Source organism: Streptomyces sp. NPDC091272, from assembly GCF_044757485.1.
GTDB lineage: Bacteria > Actinomycetota > Actinomycetes > Streptomycetales > Streptomycetaceae > Streptomyces.
Window position 1 is genome coordinate 403,394 of the sequence record NZ_JBIVVC010000004.1, and the last position, 20,158, is coordinate 423,551.

Here is a 20,158-nt window from a genome sequence, read left to right on the forward strand (position 1 = left end):
AGTCGCCCGAGCTGCCCCAGCTGCCCGAAGTGATACGACCGTACGACTCGAAGGGGCCCCCGTGGCTGCGGAATCACCGGTGCGCACACTGATCGCGCCGACCGAACTCACCCGTCGCACCAGCCGGTTCCTCTACCGATTCGTCCTGGTGTCCACCCTCGTGGGCTTCACCCTCGCGTTCGTGTTCCCGCTGTTCTGGATGGTGACCGGGGCCCTGAAGACCTCCGCCGAACTGGCCGACCCCAACCCGAGCCTGCTCCCCGGATCCTGGCACCCCGAGACCTACGCCGAGGCGTGGACCAACGTCGGCCTCGGCCAGTACTTCCTCAACACCCTGCTGCTCGCGGGCGGTGCCTGGCTCACCCAGCTGCTGGTGGACGTGTCGGCGGCGTACGCACTGTCCAAGCTGCGCCCCGTGCTGGGCAACGCGGTGCTCGCGATGATGCTCGCGACACTGATGCTGCCGGTCTCGGCCCTGCTCGTACCGACGTACCTGACCGTCGTCGATGTGCCGCTCGTGCACCTCAACCTGATCAACAGCCCCTGGGCGATCTGGCTGCCCGCCGCCGCCAACGCCTTCAACATCTTCGTCCTGAAGAGGTTCTTCGACCAGATCCCCACCGAACTGCTGGACGCCGCACGGATCGACGGTGCGGGCACCCTGCGGGTCCTGGTGTCGGTGGTGCTGCCACTGTCGCGGCCCGTGCTCGCCGTGGTGTCGATCTTCGCGGTGGTCGGGGTGTGGAAGGACTTCCTCTGGCCGATGCTCGTGCTCCCCGAGCCGAGCAGGCAACCCCTCACCGTCGCCCTCAACCGGCTGGCCGAGTTCATGCCGGCCAACCAGCTGCTCGCGGGCATGGTGATGGCCAGCGTGCCGCTGCTGGTGCTCTTCCTGATCTTCCAGCGGCACATCATCGCGGGCCTGACCGCGGGCAGCCTCAAGGGCTGACCCCAGGCCTCCCCCCCACCCCGCCGGTACGAAGGACCGTCCCGGCGGCCTCCAGAGCGCCCGCAGCCCGGCTCTCCCCTCGGGCCAGGCCACGGGGCTCTTCACGGAAGGACACACAGTCGTGTCTCGTGCACCAGGAACGTCCCCCAGGACCGCAAGACCGGTCCCCGCCTCCGTCCCCGCCTCCGTCCGCCCCTTCACCGGACCGGCCCCCGCCTTCGTCCGGTCCCTCGTCCCCACCCTCCTCCTCGCCCTGCTGTGCAGCCTGCTGTACGGCCTGACCGCGACCACCGCCCAGGCGGCGGACGGCCTGCTCGAAGCCGAGTCGGCGCAGCTCGCGGGTGGCGCGGTACAGGCCGCCGACCACACGGGCCACACCGGCAGCGGCTTCGTCGGCGGCTACACCGACGGCAACAAGGGCCGCGCCTCCACCACCTTCACCGTGGAGTCCGCGGCAGCGGGCAACGGCTCCGTCCGGATCCGGTACGCCAACGGCACCACGGCGAACATGACGCTCAGCCTGTACGTGAACGGCGCCAAGGTCCGCCAGGTGAACCTGCCCGCCACCGCCAACTGGGACAGCTGGGCCGTCCGCGAGGAGGCCGTCGGCTTCCGCAAGGGCGCCAACACCGTCGCCCTCACGTTCACCCAGGACGACAGCGGCAACGTCAACCTCGACCACCTCGCGTACACCAGCCCGGACGACACCTCCGTGCCCTCCACCCTGACCCACCAGGCCGAGGACGCCTTCGTCTCCGGCGGCGCCGCCCGCGCCTCGTCGGTCACCGGCTACCAGGGCTCCGGCTACGTCGGCGGCCTCGACCGGGCGGGCGCCCGCACGGTGTTCTCCGTACAGGCCGCCACCGCCAAGACATACCCGCTGGTGCTGCGCTACCGCACCACCGACAGCAACGCGGCCACCGTCACCCTGACCGCCAACGGCTCCCCGGTCCGCCGGCTCACCCTGCCCGCCGCCGCGGGCGCCTGGGCCGACGCCACCACCGACGTGCCCCTGCGCGCCGGGCTCAACACCCTCACGCTGCGCACCGAGTCCGGCGACAACGGCCGCCTGCTGCTCGACGGTGTCGCCGCCACCGGGACCACCGCCAACGCCACCCGCGGCGCGACCCTCCCGTACACCTCCTACGAGGCCGAGGCGGGTACCACCAACGGCTCCACGATCGGTCCGGACCGCACCTATCTGACGGTCGCCTCCGAGTCGTCCGCCCGCCGGGCCGTCGTCCTGGACCAGACCGGCGAGTACGTGCAGTTCACCCTGACCAGGCCCGCCAACGCGCTGACCCTGCGCTACTCCGTCCCGGACAACGCGGCCGGCACCGGCAGCAACGCGACGCTGAGCCTGTACGCCAACGGCACGCAGGTCCGCGACCTGGCACTGACCTCCAAGTACAGCTGGGTGTACGGCGCCTACCCCTACACCAACGTCCCCTCGCAGGGCTCGCCCCACCACTTCTACGACGAGGTCCGCAGCCCGATCGGCAGCTTCCCGGCCGGAACCGTGCTGCGCCTCCAGAAGGACTCGGGCGACAGCGCCGCCTCGTACACCCTGGACCTGCTGGAGACCGAGACGGCACCGGCGGCTGCCACCATGCCGTCCACCGGCTTCGTCTCCGCGGCCACCCTCGGCGTCACCGCGGGCGACGGCTCCGACGACACCAACGCCCTCAACTCGGCGCTGAACACCGCCAAGACGCAGGGCAAGGGGCTGTGGCTGCCGGCCGGCACGTTCAACATCTCCGGCCGGATCAACCTCGCGGGGGTCACCCTGCGCGGCGCGGGGGAGTGGCACACCACGATCTACGGCAGGGCGGGCAAGGGCGGGTTCTTCGGGGTCGGCGGCACCAGCGTCGTACAGGACCTGACCCTCGACGGCGACGCGTCGGTACGCGACGACAGCAACTCGGACGCCGCCTTCGAAGGTGACTTCGGCAACGGGTCGACCCTCCAGAACGTGTGGATCGAGCACAGCAAGGTCGGCCTGTGGATCGACGCGCCGACCAACGGCCTGCTCGCCACCCAGCTGCGCATCCGCGACACCTGGGCCGACGGGGTCAACCTGCACAAGGGCACCGCCGACACCGAGGTGTCGCAGAGCAGCGTGCGCAACACGGGTGACGACGGGCTCGCGATGTTCTCCGAGGCCCAGGCCGTCCGCAACTCGTCCTTCCGCTTCAACACCGTCCAGCTCCCGATGCTCGCCAACACCGCCGCGATCTACGGCGGCCAGGCCAACCGCATCGAGGACAACCTGCTCACCGACACGGTCGTCGCCTCCGCCGGCGTCGCGATCAGCAGCCGCTTCGCCCCCGTGCCGTTCAGCGGCACCACGGTGGTCGCGCGCAACACCCTCACCCGCACCGGCGGTTACGAACCGAACTGGGCGAGCAAGTTCGGCGCCCTGTGGATCTACGCCGACTCCTCCGACATCACCGCCCCCGTCCTCGTCCAGGACAACCAGATCCTCGACAGCACCTACAGCGGACTGCTCGTCTCCTGGCAGAAGAACGTCAGCTCGCTGACGGTCACCGGCACGAGGATCGACAGGACCGGTCTGCACGGCATCGAGATCCAGTCGGCGGGCTCCGGCAACTTCTCCGGCGTCACCGTGGCGAACACCGCTGCGGCGGCGCTGAACGTCACCGGCGGCTTCGTCATCAACCGCGGAGCCGGCAACTCCGGCTGGTGACCACCGCCCCCTTCCCGCGCGGGCCCGGCGCTGCGACACCCGGCCGGGCCCGCCCTTCCCGCGCGGGCCCGGCACTGCGACACCCGGCCGGGCCCGCGCACCCATCCCCAGCAAGGAGCTCCTGTGACCCACTGGTGGCGGCACGCCGCGATCTACCAGATCTACGTACGCAGCTTCGCCGACCGTGACGGCGACGGCGAGGGAGACCTGGCCGGAGTCCGCGACCGGCTGCCCTACCTGCGGGAACTCGGCGTCGACGCACTCTGGTTCACCCCCTGGTACACCTCGCCGATGGCAGACGGCGGCTACGACGTCGCCGACTACCGCGACATCGACCCGCGCTTCGGCTCCCTCGCACAGGCCGAACAGCTGATCAACGAGGCGCACCGGCACGGTCTGCGGGTCCTCGTCGACCTGGTCCCCAACCACTGCTCCGACCAGCACCCCTGGTTCCAGCAGGCCCTCGCGTCCCCGCCCGGCTCGCCCGAGCGCGAACGCTTCTGGTTCCTGCCCGGCCGCGGCGAGAGCGGCGAACTCCCGCCCAACGACTGGCAGTCGTACTTCGGCGGCGACGCCTGGACCCGGATCACCGAGGCGGACGGCACGCCCGGCCCCTGGTACCTGCACATGTTCACCCCCCAGCAGCCCGACCTGAACTGGGAACATCCGGGCGTGCGAGCCGAGTTCGAGGACATCCTGCACTTCTGGCTACGGCGCGGCGTCGACGGCTTCCGTATCGACGTGGCACACGGCCTGGCCAAGAAGCCCGGCCTGCCGGACGTCGGCCCGCACCCCGACGTGAGCGACCTGCCGTACCAGGACTGCGAAGGCGTGCACGAGATCTACCGCGACTGGCGCAAGATCCTCGACTCCTACGAGGGGAGCCGCACCTTCGTCGGCGAGGTGTGGCTGCCCACCGCCGAACAGTCCGCCCGCTATCTGCGCCCGGACGAGCTGCACTCCGCGTTCAACTTCGAGCTGCTGTGCTGCCCGTGGGACGCGACCGCGCTGCGCACCGTCGTCGACGACACCTTCGCCGGTCACCTCCCCGTCGGCGCCCCGCCCACCTGGGTGCTCTCCAACCACGACACGATCCGCCATGTGACCCGCTACGGCCGCGCGGACACCTCGTTCGACATGGGTGACAAGCGGCTGCTGGACCCCAGCGACCTCACCCTGGGCCGCCGCAGGGCCCGCGCCGCCGCCCTGCTGACCCTGGCCCTGCCGGGCGGCGTCTACATCTACCAGGGTGACGAGCTGGGCCTGCCCGAGGTGCAGGACCTCCCCGACGTCCTCCTCCAGGACCCGACGTTCGTACGCTCCGGGGGCCGGGACCGGGGCCGCGACGGCTGCCGGATCCCGCTGCCGTGGTCGGCGTCCGGCACCTCGCTCGGCTTCTCACCGGACGGCGCCGCCGAGGCGTGGCTGCCGCAGCCCGCCGACTGGTCGTCGCTCACGGTCGAGTCGCAGCTCGCCGACCCGGACTCCTTCCTCACTCTCTACCGCACGGCGCTCGCCCTGCGCGCGGAACGCCTGGTGCCGCTGCCCGAAACGCTCACCTGGGTGGACGCGGGCCGAGACACGCTCTGCTTCGACCGCCCAGGCGGCTTCCGCTGCCTGGTCAACCTCGGTACGCAACCGGTGACCCTGCCCGCGGACGCGACCGTGGTGCTCGCCTCCGGACCCCTCGAAGGCCGCGCGCTGCCCGCCGACTCGGCGGTGTGGCTGCACCTGTGACCGTCCGGCGGACGCCCGGTGCGGGAGACACCCCGCCGGGCGTCCGCCGTTGCCGACCCGCTCCACCACCCGCGCCCCGCACCCTGCACCATGGAGAGGTACAACACGCAACGAGCGGAAGTGGGCACACGTGGACGTCCAAGGCACGGTGGCGGCCGGGTTCGAGCCGGTCAGGGACGCCTTCGTACGCAACTTCCAGGTGCGCGGCGACCGGGGCGCGGCCGTTGCCGTCTACCGGCACGGACGCAAGGTCGTCGACCTCTGGGGCGGCACCCGGGACGTGGACGGGACGGTGCCGTGGGCGCTGGACACCGCCCAGGTCGTACGGTCGGCCGGCAAGGGCGTCGCCGCCGCCGTACCGCTCCTGCTGCACCAGCGCGGCCAGATCGACCTCGACGCGCCGGTGGGCACCTACTGGCCCGAGTTCAAGGCGGCGGGCAAGGAGCGGGTGCTGGTGCGGCACCTGCTCTCCCACCGGGCCGGACTCGCCGCCCTCGACCGGCCGTTGACCCCCGCCGAGGCCTGCGACGGCGTGTCGGGGGCCCGCGCGGTCGCCGCCCAGGCACCCGAGTGGGAGCCCGGCCGGGACCACGGCTACCACGCCCAGACGTACAGCTTCCTGATCGCGGAGCTCGTACGCCGGGTGACCGGCCGCACCATCGGCCGCTGGATCGCCGAGGAGATCGCCAGGCCGCTGGGGCTCGACTTCTGGATCGGGCTGCCGCAGGAGGAGTCGCACCGGGTGGGGCGGCTGGGCCCGGTGGAGGAGCCGCCGGCCGACGGCGGGCTGAAACTGCGCCCCAAGCGGGCCGTCAGCGAGGCCTGGGCGGACCCCGGCTCGCTCACCCGCCGCGCCTTCGGGGCCATCGATCCGCTGCCGGACGAGAACGACCCCGCCTACCGGGCCGCCGAGCTGCCGGCTTCCGGGGCCATCTCCACCGCCCGCGCGCTGGCCCGCTGCTACGCGGCGATGATCGGCCAGGTTGACGACGGAGTAAGGCTGTTCGCGCCCGCGACGCTCACCCTCGCCCGCACCGAGGAGTCGTCGGGCCCCGACCGCGTGCTGGTCGTCAACACCCGCTTCGGCCTCGGCTTCATGCTGCACGGCTCCGCGTCACCGCTGCTTGGGCCCGGTTCGTTCGGCCACCCGGGACGGGGCGGCTCACTCGGCTTCGCGGACCCGGAGTCCGGCATCGCGCTCGGCTACGTCACCAACGGCCTGCGCAAGGGCGTCACCGCGGACCCGCGCGCGCTGGCGCTGGTGGCGGGGGTGCGGGCGGCACTGGCGGCACGGCCGTAACGGCGAGGGGCGGACGCCGGCTCCGGCACAACCGGACCCAACACCCGCCCTCCCACCTGCCAACTGGCGCCTGCCAACGCCTACAGCTTGAACCCGTAATCCATGATCTTCTTCGCGTCGGCGGTCCTGTTGACCTCGTTGGACGAGGCCAGCACCGCGCCGACCACCGTGCGGTTGCCACGGGTCGCAGCGAAGACCAGGCAGTACTTGGCCTGGGTGCCCGAGCCCGTCTTCACGCCGATGGCACCGGAGTAGCTGCCGAGAAGCTTGTTGGTGTTGGTCCACGCCATGTTGCGGTAGCCACCGCTCTTGGTGGTGACCCGCTGGGTGGTCGACCTCGTCTTGACGATCGCGCGGAAGTTGTTGTTCTTCAACGCCTTGGACGCCAGCTTCGAGAGGTCGCGCGGCGTCGAGTAGTTGGAACCGTTGCTGATGCCGTCGAAAGAGTCGAACTTGGTGTTCGTCATCCCGAGGCTCTTCGCGGTCGCGTTCATCTTGCCGATGAACGAGCTCACGCGCGCGGCGCGCGTCTTGCCCGCGCCGAACTTGTCGGCCAGTGCGTACGCGGCGTCACAGCCCGACGGCAGCATCAGCCCGTACAGCAGGGCCCGCACCGGCACCTTGTCGCCGACGATCAGCCGCGCCGACGAGGCGCCCTTGCGGACGATGTAGTCGCTGTACGACTTGTCGATCGTGACCTTGGTGTCCAGGCTGAGCCCCTTGGTGCTGAGCACCACCAGAGCGGTCATGATCTTGGTCGTGGAGCCGGTGGAGAGCCGGGTGTCGCCGTACTTGCCGTAGTACGTACGTCCGGTGTTGCCGTCGAGCAGGAAGCCGCCCTTGGCGACGATCGACGGCGCCTTGGGCTTGGCGGGCGCGGCCTGCGCGGCGGGCGCGACGAGGGCGCCGGCGGTGAGCAAGGATCCGGCCGTGACGAGGGTGGCCATCATGCGGCCGGTCGCCTTAAGTCCAGTTTTCAAGGTGGATGCTCCAAATGCCCTGATAAAAGAGGCCACATGAGGGGGCCGCCTGCTCATGGGACGCCCGTGGAGGGTGGATGGATGTGCGGCGGACGAAGTCTTTACCTTTTTGCGACCTCGGACACCTCGACGCCCCTACGGACGGGCGTCGAACCGGTGCAGCAGCTTGCCGTCGGAGCCGTACACGTCGAGGAAGTACCCGTCGGGTGCGGCAAAGCCCTCGTGCTTCTTCAGGTGGTCGAGAAGCGTGGCCCGCAGCTCGTCGAAGCGGGCCGGGTCGTTCGCCTCGTCGTCCGCCGTGCCCTGCGTCCACACGATCACCCGGGGCAGCTTCTCCGCGACAACCTTGCTGTCCACGCCCGTCACGCTCTTCGGGCCGCCGCTCTTGCGGAACCGCTCGGCGCGCTGGGCGGCTGCCAGCGGTACGGGGCCGATCGTCAGGGTGTCGGCGTAGTACGCGGGGGCGGAGTGCTGCACGGGACCTGGTGCACCGGGCCCCGCGGACTCGTCCGCCCCGGTACAGCCGCCGGTCAGCAGCACGGCGACGAGGAGCAGGGGAGCGAGGGCGGCGCGACGGCGGCGGGGCGGGGTGAGGTTCACGCCGGGACAGTACCGGCGGTACGGGGCCGGGCACAGGGCTTCGGGACGCGGGTCGCCCCTTCGGGGGACGCGGATCTAGGATCCCGATCATGCCCACCTCACTGAGCGACAACGCCCGCAAGGTCATCGACGGCCGGAACCTCGCCGTCCTAGCCACCCTCAACCCCGACGGCAGCCCGCAGAGCTCGGTCCTGTGGGTGGGGCGGGACGGCGACGACCTCCTCATCTCCTCCCAGGCCGGCCGCCGCAAGGTGACCAACATCGAGGCCGACCCGCGCGTCAGCCTGAGCGTGTTCGACCTGGCGGACCCCCAGAGCTACGTGGAGGTCCGCGGCCTGGCCACGGTCACCGAGGACGAGGGCCGCAAGGTGGCCGTCGCCCTGGCCGAGAAGTACGAGGGCCCCGGCGCGGGCGAGGAGTACCTCCAGCTGCCGCCGGAATCGGTACGCGTGACGATCCGGATCGAGGTCCGGAAGGTGGTGGGGAGTGCGGCGGGCTGAACGCCGCCCTGAGCGGGGCTACTTGAGCGAGTTGACGAACGTCGTCCATGCGGAGGCCGGGAAGAGGATGGCCGGGCCGGTGGGGTGCTTGCTGTCGCGGACGGGGAGGTGGGTGGGGGAGGCGTTGTCGTTGACTTCGAGGCAGTCGCCGCTTTCGCCGCCGCTGTAGGAAGACTTGCGCCAGGCGTCGCTCACTTCGAGGCAATCTCCGCTAGAGCCGCCGCTGTAGGAGGACTTGCGCCAGTCGGTGAGGAGCGAGGCGTCACGGATGGTCTGCTTGGAGCGCTTCATGTTCGTAATCCTCCGCGACGGACCTGAGCAAGGCCAGGGACTTCCGGTGCGACAGGGCGTCGCCCAGTGCATGATCGTAGGCCACCTGGCATTGCCGGACCACGGACGGAATCTCCCACACCCGGCCTGACTTCAGGCCCTCCGTATAGGCGATCGGCGGGAGTTCGTTGAACCACATAAGTTTGACGAGCCCTTCCACCAGAGAGTGGAAACCGGCCGAGAATGGCAGCACGTGAACCCGGATGCGTCGGCTGTCTCCCAGGTCTGCGATGTGACGGAGCTGACGGCACATCACTCCAGGGCCGCCGATCGGACGGCGGATCACAGACTCGTCCAGCATCGCCCAGAACAGCGGTGAATCGAAGTTGTCGAAGATGCGTGCTCGGCCGAGTCGTGTGCCGAGTAGCTTGTCACGTTCCTCGTTGCTCTTCGGAGCGGCGCCGGAGTTGAGCACTTCTCGCGCGTACTCCTCCGTTTGCAGCAGCCCTGGCACCAACTTCGGCGCGTACTCCCGGATCGCCGTCGCCTGCCCCTCGAACTCCAACGCCTCCTTGAAGTGCTCCGCGACCACTTTCCCGTCCAGCGTCGGCAGGAACTCCTCAAAGAAGTTGCCCCTGCCCAGGGCGACGTCCAGGCGCCGTGCGTCGTCCAGCGTCGGCCTGCGCCGTCCGGCCTCCATGTGGGCGATGTGGGTCCGCGAGATGATCGTGATCTCGCTCAACTCCTCCTGAGTGAGGCCCATTTCCTCGCGTCGACGCTTGAGTTCCTTGCCGTACTTCTCTCGGGAGACCGGGTTGTCCTCGATGGCCACGTAGATCCACTCCCTTGCGTTCCGCGTTGTCACACGCAAACCCCTACCGAGGGTAGCCAGGCCGACTCCACTCTGTGAGGTGTTCCGCACACACAGCGAGAGGAAGCCGCATGGAAACCCCTTACGGAGAAGGTGAGTTCGTCACACACACCGAGACCGACGTCTACGGCCCCGGCAAAGTGATCGGCATCGAAGGTGCCTGGCGGCGGGTGCGGTTCACGCGGTTCGTGGCGAGTGTGGACGCCCGTAACCTGCGTGCGGCGAGCGACGCCGAGCGGGCCGAGATCGTGGCGTGGCTGGCCGCCCGGCAGCAGCGGTACGGGGGCAAGTGGTGACTGCCGAGACCGGTCCCGGATCCGAATCCCGCCCCCCAGTCGAACCCGCGCCGCCGGGGACGTACCTCACCCTCCGTGTCTCCCGGGACGGGGGCCGCACCTGGGGGCCCCGTACGACCTACGCCCCCGACCGGAAGTCTCCCCCGCTCGAAGCGGGCAGCCGGTTTCCGCTGTGCGGGTGCCCGCGCTGCGGCGGGACGCGGGGCGGGTGGTGAGCGTGGGCGCCGGATCAGCCGACGTGCAGCATCAGGCCGATGCCCACCACCATCAGCCCCGCCGCCGCGATCCGCGGCGCGCCGAAGCGCTCCTTCAGGAAGATCGCGCCGATCGCCGCGCCCACGATGATGCTCGACTCCCGCAGCGCCGCCACAGGGGCCAGCGGCGCGCGGGTCTGGGCCCACAGGACCATCCCGTACGCGACGACGGAGAGTGCCGCCCCGACGAAGCCGCGTACCGCGAACGGCTTGACCTGCGCCACCAGCAGCGACCTGCGGCGGTACAGCGCGTACACCGGAATCGCGATGCCCTCCAGGACCATCAGCCACGCGATGTAGCCGAGGGACGTCCCGGACGCGCGGACCCCGACGCCGTCGACCGTCGTGTAGAGCGCGATGGCCAGTCCCGTCGCGAGCGCCGCGCCGATCGCCGCCCAATGGGGTTTCTTGCCGGAGCCCCGGATACCCCACAGGGCCACGCCGACCAGCCCCGTACAGGCCACCGCGACCCCCGCCAGCTGCCAGCCGTCGGGGATCTCGTGGACGAAGACCGCCGCCAGCGCGGTCACCGCGAGCGGGGCCGTGCCGCGCGCGATCGGATACATCTGGCCGAAGTCACCGAGCGTGAACGACCGCATGAGCAGCAGCATGTACGCCACGTGCAGGGCCGCGGACAGGACCAGGTAGGGCCAGGCCCCCGCCGCCGGGAGCGGCACGAAGAGCGCAAGGACGAGGCCGATCAGCAGGCCGCCGCCCGAGATCAGCGTGAACGAGACCAGCTGGTCCTTGATGTGGTGGGCGATCGCGTTCCACGAGGCGTGCGTGACGGCGGCGACCAGCACGGCGGCTATGACGAGCGGCGTCATGCCGTACCGGCCTCCTCGTCCGCGAGGGGCTTCTCCCGTACGTCGGTGAGCGTCGCGCCCGCGTACTTGACGAGGGCCGCGGGGGCCATCGGGAACACCGTGTGCGGAGTGCCGGCCGCCGCCCAGACCACGGGGTGGACGAGCAGGTTCCGGTCCGCCAGGACGCGGGTCCTGGTGCGGTGGCCGAACGGCGGCACGCCACCGATCGCGTAACCGGTGGTCTCCCGTACGAGATCCGCGTTCGCCCGGGTGACCTTCCGCGCGCCGAGCTCGTCCCGTACGAGATCGAGGTCGACGCGCGAGGAGCCGTCCATCAGGACCAGCGCGGGCACGCCGTCCGCCTCGAAGATCAGCGACTTGACGATCTCGCTGACGTCGCAGCCGAGCGCGGCGGCGGCCTCGACGGCGGTGCGGGTGGCGTCGGGGAACTTGCGGACGTCCGCGGCGAGGGACGTCAGCCCCATGTCGCTCAGCGCCTCGGCGAAGAGGGGGTGCACGGGGGTGGGTTCGGATGTGCTCATGGCCCGCACGCTACTTGTAGCTGTACGGGCCATGCGAACGTGTTCCGGTGAGTGAGCGCTCAGCGGGCGTTGAGGACCTGCGCGACGACCGGGCCGGCCGCGTCCCCGCCGTGGCCGCCCGCCGGGACGGAGGCCGCGGCGACGAGGTTGTCCGCGTACCCGGTGAACCAGCTGTTGGAGGTCTTCTGGTTGTCGATCTCCGCGGAGCCGGTCTTGGCGCCCTTGTCGCCGCCCACCGATGACATGGCCGTCGTGGCCGTCCCGCTGGTGGCGGTGAGGCGCATCATCGAGCGGATGCCGGAGACGGTGCCCTCGGAGAGCGACTCGGAGGCCGTCGCGAACTCCCGGTCGTCCAGGTCGCGCGCCACGATGAAGGGCTGGTGGAAGGTGCCCGTCGTCGCGGTCGCGGTGATCGAGGCGATGTTCAGCGGGTTGAACTGGGTGGTGCCCTGCCCGATGTACTGGGTCGCCGCGTTGCCCCGGTCCGCCGGCGGGATCTGACCGTCGAAGGTGGCGATGCCGGTCTGCCAGTTCATGCCGATGCCGAAGTGCGAGGTGGCGAAGGCGGGCAGGGCCTTGTCGTCGTCGACCGGGACGATCTGCTTGATGAAGGCGCTGTTGCAGGAGACGGCGAAGGCCTGCGAGAACGGGATGTTCCCGTAGCCCTTGTGGTTGAGGTTGTCGACCTTGGTGCCGTAGTAGGTGGCGTCCGGCGGACACTCGACGGTCTTGGCGGGGGTCACGATGCCCTTCTCCATGAGCATCGCCGCCGTGAGGATCTTCAGGGTGGAGCCGGGGGCGGTGGCGCCGCTGACCGCCGCGTTGAAGCCGTCGGACCGGTTGTTGGCGATGGCCCGGATCGCGCCGGTCTGCCGGTTGAGCGCGACGACCGAACCGCCCTTGTAACCGCTGACGGCCTTCTCCGCCGCCGCCTGCACCCCCGCGTCGATCGTCGTCTCCAGCTTGCCGGGGACGCCCTTCGAGAGGGTGAGGAGCGTGCGGGCAGGGGCGTTCGTGCCCTCCGCCGGCTCGATGTACAGCTCCACGCCCGGCTTGCCGTTCGCCTTCTCGCCGTACTTCTCACGGAGCTGGTCCAGGACCGGGCCGAGTGAGGGGTACTTCTCCTTCGTCAGTTCCTTGCCGTTGCGGTCGACGGCCTTGATGGGCGGCGCGGTCGCCGTGCCCGTCTTGAGGAACTCGCCCGCCTTCAGGGCGGGGTGCACGACCGACGGCTGCCAGTCGACCAGCGCGCGGCCCGTGCTCTTGCCCCGTACGACCGTGAGCGAGGACGCGTAGCTGATCGGCTTCTGCTGCCCGTCGGAGGCGACCTTGCCGGTCAGTGTGAACGGCACCTTGGTGCCCTGCGCCTTGCCCGGGGTGATCTTCACGCCCGAGATGTGGCCCTCTTCGAAGTACGTGGCGAAGACGCCGGAGGCGACGCCCGCGTTGTTGGTGAGCTGCGCGGCCGTGTTGCTGTCTGCCTGCGACCACGCGTCGAAGAACGCCTTCGTGGTCGTCCTTGTCTCGTCCGCGTCCGGCGGCCCCGTCTTCGCGGCCCTCGTCCCTATCTCGCTCGACCCGCCGCCCTTGCCGCCCGCGTTGCTGCTGCCGCCGGTGATACCGGCGTAGACGTTGTACCCGCCCCAGCCCACCCCGCCCGCGACAAGCACGAATGCTCCGCCGACCACAGCGATCTTGGCTCCACCGCGCATGTCGCAGTCCCCTCCCCAGGAGCTGTCCGGCATCCGTGCCGGACAGTTGTCGGGGAGTGACTCTACGGCTTGCCGGTGACAGGAGCGACGGGCGTTACGTGACTGGTACGTGGCGAGGGAACGCACCCCGGGCCCGTTGCCGCGCCTGAGGGAAAGCGCTCCCAGGGCCGGGGCGGGCGACCGGGGCGGCCGTCCGAGGGCGGTGCCTCAGAGCTTGCGTCCGCAGTGCGGCCAGGGGCTCGCCCCGCGCTGGACGTACAACTTCTTGGCCCGGTAGGTCTGTTCCGACGCGGGCGCCTCGTGGGCGGCGCCCGAGCCGCCCAGCGACTGCCAGGTCTGCCGGTCGAACTGGTAGAGGCCGCCGTACGTCCCCGACGGGTCCGTCGCGCTCGCCCGGCCGCCGGACTCGCACTGCGCCAGACCGTCCCAGTTCAGGTGGTCGGCCCCGGCGACCCCCGTCGGCCTCGGCTTCGTGCCGACCCTGATCACCTGGTCCACCGGCTCCCTGGCGATCTCCGAGCCGAGCCTCTTGGGCCGCTGCCTCACCCCGTTGACGGTCCGCACCGAGTAGGTGACCTTGCGCAGGCCCCGGGCCCCGGTCCGTTCGACCTCCTCGGTGCCCTTGTAGACCGTGGGATCCTCCTTGCGGATCACCTCGAAGTCGATCGGCTCCTCGCGGACCTCCCGCGAACCGGTGATCCGCATGACCGTCACCGTCTGCCCGTCCCGCGGGAAGCTGTCCAGCGGTACGGAGGTGGTGTCCTGGTTGCCGAGGGAGAGGCCCGCCTCCTGGACCGCCTCCCGCACCGTCGCCGCGTTCGTACGGATGGTGTGCTCGCGGCCGTCGGCCATCAGGGTCAGCGTGCGTTCCGTACGGACGTCCAGGGTCAGGCCCCCGCGGGAGATCGCCGCGGAGCGGGACGCCGAGAGGTACGCACCCTCCGCCCGCACCCCGAACTGGCGCAGCGCGCCCGCCACGGTCCGCGCCGTGGTCCACACCTGGCGGCGCTCACCGTCGAGCGTGAGCACCACCGGACGGCCGTACCGCACGACGACCTCGTCCCCGCTGGCCAGGTTCGCCCCCCGGCCGGGCGCCACCAGGTCGTGCTCGCCGACGGCGATGCCCTCCTTCTCCAGGAGCTCGGTGACGTCGTCGGCGAAGGTGTGCAGGGTGCGGGGGGCGCCGTCGACGCTCAGCTCGATCGACTTGTCGTTGGCGACGAACGCCGAGGTGCCGCCCGCCAGGAACGCCACCACCAGCGCCTGCGGCACCAGCTTGCGGAAGCTGTCGGGTCTGCTCTCGGGTCTGCCGTCGGCCGCGGCGGGGGCGGTGGCTGCCTGCTCTCCCCGGTCGGGCGAACCGCCCTTGCGGCGCCGGTCGGGCCGCCGGGGCGCGGGGGCGATGTCCTCACAGCCGACGGGTGGCCGGTGTGCCTGGAAGGCGGCCTCGCCACCGACGGGGGGGCGGTGTGCCTGGAGGGCGGCCTCGCCACCGACGGGCGGGCGGTGTGCCTGGAAGGCGGCCGACGCCGGGTTCTGGCGGGGGAGCAAGGACTCCGCGCCCCCGGCGGGCGCCGGGGGCGCCGCAGGTCCGAACTGGCCTGCCCCGGTGTGCGGGTGGACGGCCGTCGCTCCCTCGTAGCCGTACGTGACGGAGGGGGCGGGGCCGTAACTCCCGTACGAATACGACTCGTACGGCTCGTAGGGCTCGTGGGGCGCCGCCTGCGCGGTGTGGTCGGTCCCGGCCGCAGGGCCCGGTGGGTAGGTGTCGTACGGCGGGGCCGCCGCCTGGTACGTGCCGCCGCCCCCGTAGGGGGCGCCCGTCTCCTCGTACGCCGCCGCCGCACCGCCGTACGGCTGCTGCGGCTCGTACGGCGACCCGTACTGCGCGTCGTACGACAGCGCACCACCCTGCGTATTGCTCACGTCGCTCCCGGTCGGCCCGAAAGGCGGACCGGATGCCGGGCCGCCACGTGCTGCGGGCCGGGACACTAGCGGAGTGACCGTCACTCTCCAAAGCGACGCGGCTACTCAGGGTCGCGTCACGAACTTCCGTACGAGCGCGGGAGCGGCTTCGGGGCGGGCTCAGTAGCCGAACGCGCGGGCCGTGTTCGCCGCGATGGCGGTCGCCATCTCGTCCTCGTCGATGCCCTTCACCGCGGCCATCGCACGGACGGTGATCGGGATCAGGTAGGGGGCGTTGGGCCGTCCGCGGTAGGGGGCCGGGGTGAGGAAGGGGGCGTCCGTCTCCACCAGCACCAGTTCCCTCGGGGCCACCGCGAGCGCGTCGCGCAGCGGTTGGGCGTTCTTGAAGGTGACGGTCCCGGCGAACGACATGAAGTACCCGTTGGCCGCGCACACCTCGGCCATCTCGGCGTCACCCGAGTAGCAGTGGAAGACCGTCCGCTCCGGGGCGCCCTCCTCGGCGAGCACGCGCAGCACGTCGGCGTGGGCGTCGCGGTCGTGGATGACCAGCGCCTTGCCGTACCGCTTGGCGATCTCGATGTGCGCGCGGAACGACCGCTCCTGCGCGGCCGTGCCGTCCTCACCCGTGCGGAAGTGGTCGAGCCCGGTCTCGCCGACGCCCAGGACGTGCGGGAGGGCGGCCAGCCGGTCGATCTCGGACAGCGCGTCGTCCAGTGCCGCGTCCCCGCCGCCGGGGCGGGCGCCCTGCCGGGACCAGCCGTCGGGGTCGCCGAGGACGATGCGGGGGGCCTCGTTGGGGTGCAGGGCGACGGTCGCGTGGATGTTCTCGTGCGCGGCGGCGGTCTCCGCGGCCCAGCGGGAGCCCTTCACGTCGCAGCCCACCTGGACCAGGGTCGTCACCCCGACCGAGGCGGCCGTGGCGAGGGCCTGCTCGACGGTGGTGTCCTGCATGTCCAGATGGGTGTGCGAATCGGCGACCGGCACCCGGAGGGGCTCGGGGGCCGGCGGCGCGCTGTTCCTGTCGGCGTTCTTGGCGGGGCTCGGGCTCATGCCCTCGATCCTACGAAAGCCGTGGGCCCGGCCCCCTTGGCGGCGGCGGGGAGCGGGAGGGCCTACCAGTGACGGCCTACCTGCGGCGCCCTACCTGTGGCGCCTGTGGCGGCCTACCTGCGGTGGAAGGGGTGCAACAGGTCGGAGAGGTGCCAGTGGTGCGGTTCCCGCTGCTGCGGGACGTCGACGTCGGCGCTCGCGGCGGGAGGTCCGGCGACCGGGGCCGCGTCGCGCCTGCGCGTGGCCTGGGCGGAGGACACCTGCCCGGAGCGCATGATGCGCACGACCGTGCCGCCGCAGTTGAGGCAGGAGGGCCGGGAAAGCGGGGACGGGACGCGCTCGCCGTCCGCGCGGTAGACGACGAAGGGCCGACCGGAGGCGTCGGTGTGGTGCTCTATCTCGTACGCCTGCTCCCAGCCGTGCCCGCACTTCATACAGGCGAAGGCGTAGGCCTCCGCCACCGTGTCCGACGAGGTCCGCCCTGCTGTCGTGCTGCCGGCTGCGCTCTGCGCGATCTCGCTCATGCCAGCTCCTTTCCACTTACTTTCCAGTGGACGCCTTATCGGGCGGAAGCGCGACAGACCTGTCAAAACGTGGGGAGTATTTGACGGGAGCCTCAGAAAGTTGCCTTATGCACGGGGTTCGCTTTGCATTTCACGACACCCCTTTACCTTCCGCACCCCCGGTGACCTGGGTACGAGCCGCATTCTTTGCCGCCACGACCGCATCGAACACCTCCCGCTTGGGCAGCCCCGCGTCGGCTGCGACAGCGGCGATCGCCTCCTTGCGCCGCTCGCCCGCCTCCTCGCGCACCTGCACCCTGCGCACCAGCTCCTCGGCGTCCAGCTCGGCGGGCCCGGACTCGGGCGCACCCTCGACGACGACGGTGATCTCACCCCGCACCCCGTCGGCCGCCCACTCGGCCAGCTCCTTCAGCGGGCCGCGCCTGACCTCCTCGTACGTCTTCGTCAGCTCGCGGCAGACGGCCGCCCGCCGCTCGTCGCCGAACACCTCGGCCATCGCGGCGAGGGTGTCGTCCAGGCGGTGCGGTGCCTCGAAGTAGACGAGGGTGCGCCGCTCGTCGGCGGCCTCGCGCAGCTTGCCCAGGCGCTCGCCCGCCTTGCGCGGCAGGAAGCCCTCGAAGCAGAACCGGTCGACCGGCAGCCCGGACAGCGCGAGTGCGGTGAGCACCGCGGAGGGCCCCGGCACGGCGGTCACCCGAAGGTCCTTCTCGACGGCCGCTGCGACCAGCCGGTAGCCGGGGTCGGACACCGAGGGCATGCCCGCGTCGGTCACCAGCAGCACCCGCGAGCCGCTCTCCAGCGCCTCCACCAGCTCGGGCGTCCGCGCGGACTCGTTGCCCTCGAAGTACGACACGACACGTCCCGTGGTGTGCACCCCCAGCGCCTGGGTGAGCCGCCGCAGCCTGCGGGTGTCCTCGGCGGCGATCACGTCCGCGTCCGCCAGCTCCTTCGCCAGGCGGGGCGGCGCGTCGGACACGTCCCCGATGGGCGTCCCGGCGAGCACGAGGACACCGCCGGCGGGAGCGGCAGAGGCAGATGCGGGTGCAGTCGATCCAGTCACACCCCCATCCTCCCAGGACGGCCGGGCTGCGGCGCACGGCGTACGGCGCACTCGGGGCGGGCCCGGGGCGGGCCCGGGGCGGCCGGGATCGGGTGCACACCGGCCGAGGCCCCGGGGCGGCCGGGGAAAGTGCTGCCCGGCGGGCCTGCGGGGTGGCCGGGCGACGTGCACAGCCGCGTTCCCTACGATGGCGCGGTGACGAGTACTGCGCCCCACGCCCAGCACGGACGGGCCCCCGAAGAGGAACCGCCCTCCTGGCAGCGGCGGCTGCGCCGATTCGGCTACCTGCCCCGCCGGACGGCAGGACTGCGGGAGCGTCTCGTACCCCCGTACGTACGCCCGCCAGGGCCGTACCTGTGGTCCCTGCTCAGGATCTCCCCGGCCCTCGCCGACCGCCTGATGCGGCTCGCCCCCTGGGGCGGGCCGCTCCTCGTGACGCTCGTCGCCGGCCTCGCGCGGTTCTGGAACCTGGGCAGGCCCCACGCGGTGATATTCGACGAGACGTACTACGCGAAGGACGCGTGGGCGCTGGTCAACCAGGGGTACGAGGGCAGCTGGCCCAAGGACATCGACCGGCGCGTCCTCGCCGACCCCGGTTCGGTGCCGATCCCCACCGAGCCCGGTTACGTCGTGCACCCGCCGGCCGGGAAGTGGCTGATCGGCTGGGGCGAGCAGCTGTTCGACTTCTCGCCGTTCGGCTGGCGCTTCACCGTGGCGGTGCTCGGCACGCTCTCGGTGCTGATGCTCTGCCGCATCGGACGGCGGATGTTCCGCTCCACCTTCCTGGGGTGCCTGGCCGGGCTGCTGCTGGCCGTCGACGGCCTGCACTTTGTGATGAGCAGGACCGCCCTGCTCGACACGGTGCTGATGTTCTTCGTACTGGCCGCCTTCGGGTGCCTGGTGGTCGACCGGGACCGGTCGAGGCGCAGGCTCGCCGACGCCCTGCCGGTGGACGGGGACGGGGTGCTGCGGCCGGACGCGGAGATCGCCGAAGGGCTGCGGCTCGGCCTGCGGCCCTGGCGGCTGGCCGCCGGACTCTGCCTCGGCCTCGCCTTCGCCACCAAGTGGAGCGGGCTCTACACACTGGTCGTCTTCTGCCTGCTGACCGTCTTCTGGGACGTGGCCGCCCGGCGCACGGCAGGCGCCCACCGGCCCTACCTCGCGGTGCTCAAGCGCGACGTGCTGCCCGCCTTCGTCTCCACCGTCCCGGTCGCGATCGGCACCTACGTCGTGTCCTGGGCGGGCTGGCTGTTCACCGACAAGGGGTACTTCCGCGAGTGGGCGAAGGGCCGCTCGGGACTCTCGCCCGACCACGTGGGCGGCATCTCCCTGCCCCAGTTCGACATGACCTGGGTGCCGGAGTGGCTGCGCAGCCTGTGGCACTACGAGAGCGAGGTCTACTCCTTCCACATCGGCCTGACCTCCGGGCACACCTACCAGTCGAACCCGTGGTCGTGGATCCTCGTCGGCCGGCCCGTCTCGTACTACTACGAGTCCCCGAGGCCGGGCCAGGGCGGCTGCCCGGCCACCGAGACGGAGAAGTGCGCCAGCGAGGTGCTGGCCCTGGGCACCCCGCTGCTGTGGTGGGCGGCGGCCTTCGCGCTGCTGTACGTGCTGTGGCGCTGGTTCTTCCGCAGGGACTGGCGGGCCGGCGCGATCGTGGCGGGGGTGGCGGCGGGCTGGCTGCCGTGGTTCCTCTACCAGGAACGGACGATCTTCTACTTCTACGCGGTCGTCTTCGTGCCGTTCCTGTGCCTGGCGCTGGCGATGCTGGTCGGCGCGATCCTCGGCCCGCCCGGCTCCGGCGAGAGACGCCGGACGGCGGGCGCGATCACGGCCGGTGTGCTGGTGCTGCTGATCATCTGGAACTTCATCTACTTCTGGCCCATCTACACGGGCACGACGATGCCGATCGAGGAGTGGCGGCACCGGATGTGGCTCGATTCGTGGATCTGACCCAGCCCGTCCGGCGTTTGAGGACGCGCGGCCGCAGGCCGTGCACCGGGCGCAGCCCGGGGACGCACGCCCCCACGGACGCCCGCCATGAACCGCACCGGAGTCCGCTTACGCTTGT

Annotated in this window: 18 protein-coding genes; 7 read left to right on the forward strand and 11 right to left on the reverse strand. The window is 71.3% G+C overall.

The features are described from left to right. Window positions 1-61: 61 nt before the first annotated feature. The 4 genes from ACIQM4_RS14925 (at window position 62) to ACIQM4_RS14940 (ending at window position 6,693) form a co-directional block, all read left to right on the forward strand. Window positions 62-949, forward strand: a complete 888-nt coding sequence (locus ACIQM4_RS14925) for a carbohydrate ABC transporter permease (protein WP_401591079.1) — start codon at window positions 62-64, stop codon at window positions 947-949. 121 nt (window positions 950-1,070) lie between these two features. Then, complete coding sequence (locus ACIQM4_RS14930) at window positions 1,071-3,656, forward strand: CBM35 domain-containing protein (RefSeq protein WP_401591081.1); 2,586 nt, start codon at window positions 1,071-1,073, stop codon at window positions 3,654-3,656. 123 nt (window positions 3,657-3,779) lie between these two features. Beyond that, window positions 3,780-5,393: a glycoside hydrolase family 13 protein gene (locus tag ACIQM4_RS14935; RefSeq protein WP_401591084.1), complete on the forward strand. Its 1,614-nt coding sequence runs from the start codon at window positions 3,780-3,782 to the stop codon at window positions 5,391-5,393. Window positions 5,394-5,523: 130 nt separating this feature from the next. Next, on the forward strand, window positions 5,524-6,693 hold the full coding sequence (locus ACIQM4_RS14940) for a serine hydrolase domain-containing protein (protein ID WP_401591087.1): 1,170 nt from the start codon (window positions 5,524-5,526) through the stop codon (window positions 6,691-6,693). Between the two features lie 80 nt (window positions 6,694-6,773). Here ACIQM4_RS14940 and ACIQM4_RS14945 read toward each other — a convergent pair whose 3' ends face one another. Next, complete coding sequence (locus tag ACIQM4_RS14945; protein WP_401591090.1) at window positions 6,774-7,673, reverse strand: D-alanyl-D-alanine carboxypeptidase family protein; 900 nt, start codon at window positions 7,671-7,673, stop codon at window positions 6,774-6,776. 135 nt (window positions 7,674-7,808) lie between these two features. After that, the gene (locus tag ACIQM4_RS14950; RefSeq protein ID WP_401591093.1) at window positions 7,809-8,273 is read right to left on the reverse strand and encodes a hypothetical protein; all 465 of its coding nucleotides are present in this window, start codon (window positions 8,271-8,273) and stop codon (window positions 7,809-7,811) included. Window positions 8,274-8,362: 89 nt separating this feature from the next. Between ACIQM4_RS14950 and ACIQM4_RS14955 the strand changes: the two genes are divergently transcribed. Continuing rightward, window positions 8,363-8,773, forward strand: a complete 411-nt coding sequence (locus ACIQM4_RS14955) for a PPOX class F420-dependent oxidoreductase (protein ID WP_401591096.1) — start codon at window positions 8,363-8,365, stop codon at window positions 8,771-8,773. 18 nt (window positions 8,774-8,791) lie between these two features. On the opposite strand, the gene ACIQM4_RS14960 is transcribed toward ACIQM4_RS14955, so the two are convergent. Then, complete coding sequence (locus ACIQM4_RS14960) at window positions 8,792-9,064, reverse strand: DUF397 domain-containing protein (protein ID WP_401591098.1); 273 nt, start codon at window positions 9,062-9,064, stop codon at window positions 8,792-8,794. Further along, window positions 9,036-9,875, reverse strand: a complete 840-nt coding sequence (locus ACIQM4_RS14965; protein ID WP_401591100.1) for a Scr1 family TA system antitoxin-like transcriptional regulator — start codon at window positions 9,873-9,875, stop codon at window positions 9,036-9,038. The genes ACIQM4_RS14960 and ACIQM4_RS14965 overlap by 29 nt, the downstream gene beginning before the upstream one ends. Before the next feature lie 110 nt (window positions 9,876-9,985). On the opposite strand from ACIQM4_RS14965, the gene ACIQM4_RS14970 reads away from it, so the two are divergent. Beyond that, window positions 9,986-10,210, forward strand: coding sequence for a hypothetical protein (locus ACIQM4_RS14970; RefSeq protein WP_401591103.1), 225 nt, complete (start codon window positions 9,986-9,988; stop codon window positions 10,208-10,210). A 229-nt stretch (window positions 10,211-10,439) separates the two neighbouring features. On the opposite strand, the gene ACIQM4_RS14975 is transcribed toward ACIQM4_RS14970, so the two are convergent. The 7 genes from ACIQM4_RS14975 to rsmI form a co-directional block, all read right to left on the reverse strand. Then, the gene (locus tag ACIQM4_RS14975; RefSeq protein ID WP_401591105.1) at window positions 10,440-11,291 is read right to left on the reverse strand and encodes an EamA family transporter; all 852 of its coding nucleotides are present in this window, start codon (window positions 11,289-11,291) and stop codon (window positions 10,440-10,442) included. Next, entirely contained in the window at window positions 11,288-11,812 is a 525-nt protein-coding gene (locus tag ACIQM4_RS14980) for a YbaK/EbsC family protein (RefSeq protein WP_401591108.1), read from the reverse strand. The genes ACIQM4_RS14975 and ACIQM4_RS14980 overlap by 4 nt, the downstream gene beginning before the upstream one ends. A 59-nt stretch (window positions 11,813-11,871) precedes the next feature. Next, complete coding sequence (locus ACIQM4_RS14985; protein WP_401591110.1) at window positions 11,872-13,524, reverse strand: penicillin-binding transpeptidase domain-containing protein; 1,653 nt, start codon at window positions 13,522-13,524, stop codon at window positions 11,872-11,874. A gap of 207 nt (window positions 13,525-13,731) precedes the next feature. Further along, window positions 13,732-14,928, reverse strand: coding sequence for a ubiquitin-like domain-containing protein (locus tag ACIQM4_RS14990; protein ID WP_401591433.1), 1,197 nt, complete (start codon window positions 14,926-14,928; stop codon window positions 13,732-13,734). A 681-nt stretch (window positions 14,929-15,609) separates the two neighbouring features. Next, window positions 15,610-16,500 carry a TatD family hydrolase gene (locus ACIQM4_RS14995; RefSeq protein WP_401591113.1) on the reverse strand — a complete coding sequence of 297 codons (891 nt, stop codon included), beginning with the start codon at window positions 16,498-16,500 and terminating at the stop codon, window positions 15,610-15,612. Between the two features lie 113 nt (window positions 16,501-16,613). Further along, entirely contained in the window at window positions 16,614-17,024 is a 411-nt protein-coding gene (locus ACIQM4_RS15000) for a hypothetical protein (RefSeq protein WP_401591115.1), read from the reverse strand. Between the two features lie 130 nt (window positions 17,025-17,154). Then, complete coding sequence (gene rsmI, locus ACIQM4_RS15005) at window positions 17,155-18,084, reverse strand: 16S rRNA (cytidine(1402)-2'-O)-methyltransferase (RefSeq protein WP_401591118.1); 930 nt, start codon at window positions 18,082-18,084, stop codon at window positions 17,155-17,157. Between the two features lie 195 nt (window positions 18,085-18,279). Here rsmI and ACIQM4_RS15010 point away from each other — a divergent pair, with 195 nt between their 5' ends. Beyond that, on the forward strand, window positions 18,280-20,040 hold the full coding sequence (locus ACIQM4_RS15010; protein ID WP_401591121.1) for a dolichyl-phosphate-mannose--protein mannosyltransferase: 1,761 nt from the start codon (window positions 18,280-18,282) through the stop codon (window positions 20,038-20,040). The last annotated feature ends 118 nt before the right edge of the window (window positions 20,041-20,158 follow it).

What these genes read in the sequence shown, in the direction of transcription:
- ACIQM4_RS14955 (WP_401591096.1), top strand. Translation starts at nt 8,363, where the DNA reads ATGCCCACCTCACTGAGCGACAACGCCCGCAAGGTCATCGACGGCCGG.
- ACIQM4_RS14960 (WP_401591098.1), bottom strand. Translation starts at nt 9,064, where the DNA reads ATGAAGCGCTCCAAGCAGACCATCCGTGACGCCTCGCTCCTCACCGAC.
- ACIQM4_RS14970 (WP_401591103.1), top strand. Translation starts at nt 9,986, where the DNA reads ATGGAAACCCCTTACGGAGAAGGTGAGTTCGTCACACACACCGAGACC.
- ACIQM4_RS14975 (WP_401591105.1), bottom strand. Translation starts at nt 11,291, where the DNA reads ATGACGCCGCTCGTCATAGCCGCCGTGCTGGTCGCCGCCGTCACGCAC.
- ACIQM4_RS14980 (WP_401591108.1), bottom strand. Translation starts at nt 11,812, where the DNA reads ATGAGCACATCCGAACCCACCCCCGTGCACCCCCTCTTCGCCGAGGCG.
- ACIQM4_RS14985 (WP_401591110.1), bottom strand. Translation starts at nt 13,524, where the DNA reads ATGCGCGGTGGAGCCAAGATCGCTGTGGTCGGCGGAGCATTCGTGCTT.
- ACIQM4_RS14995 (WP_401591113.1), bottom strand. Translation starts at nt 16,500, where the DNA reads ATGAGCCCGAGCCCCGCCAAGAACGCCGACAGGAACAGCGCGCCGCCG.
- ACIQM4_RS15000 (WP_401591115.1), bottom strand. Translation starts at nt 17,024, where the DNA reads ATGAGCGAGATCGCGCAGAGCGCAGCCGGCAGCACGACAGCAGGGCGG.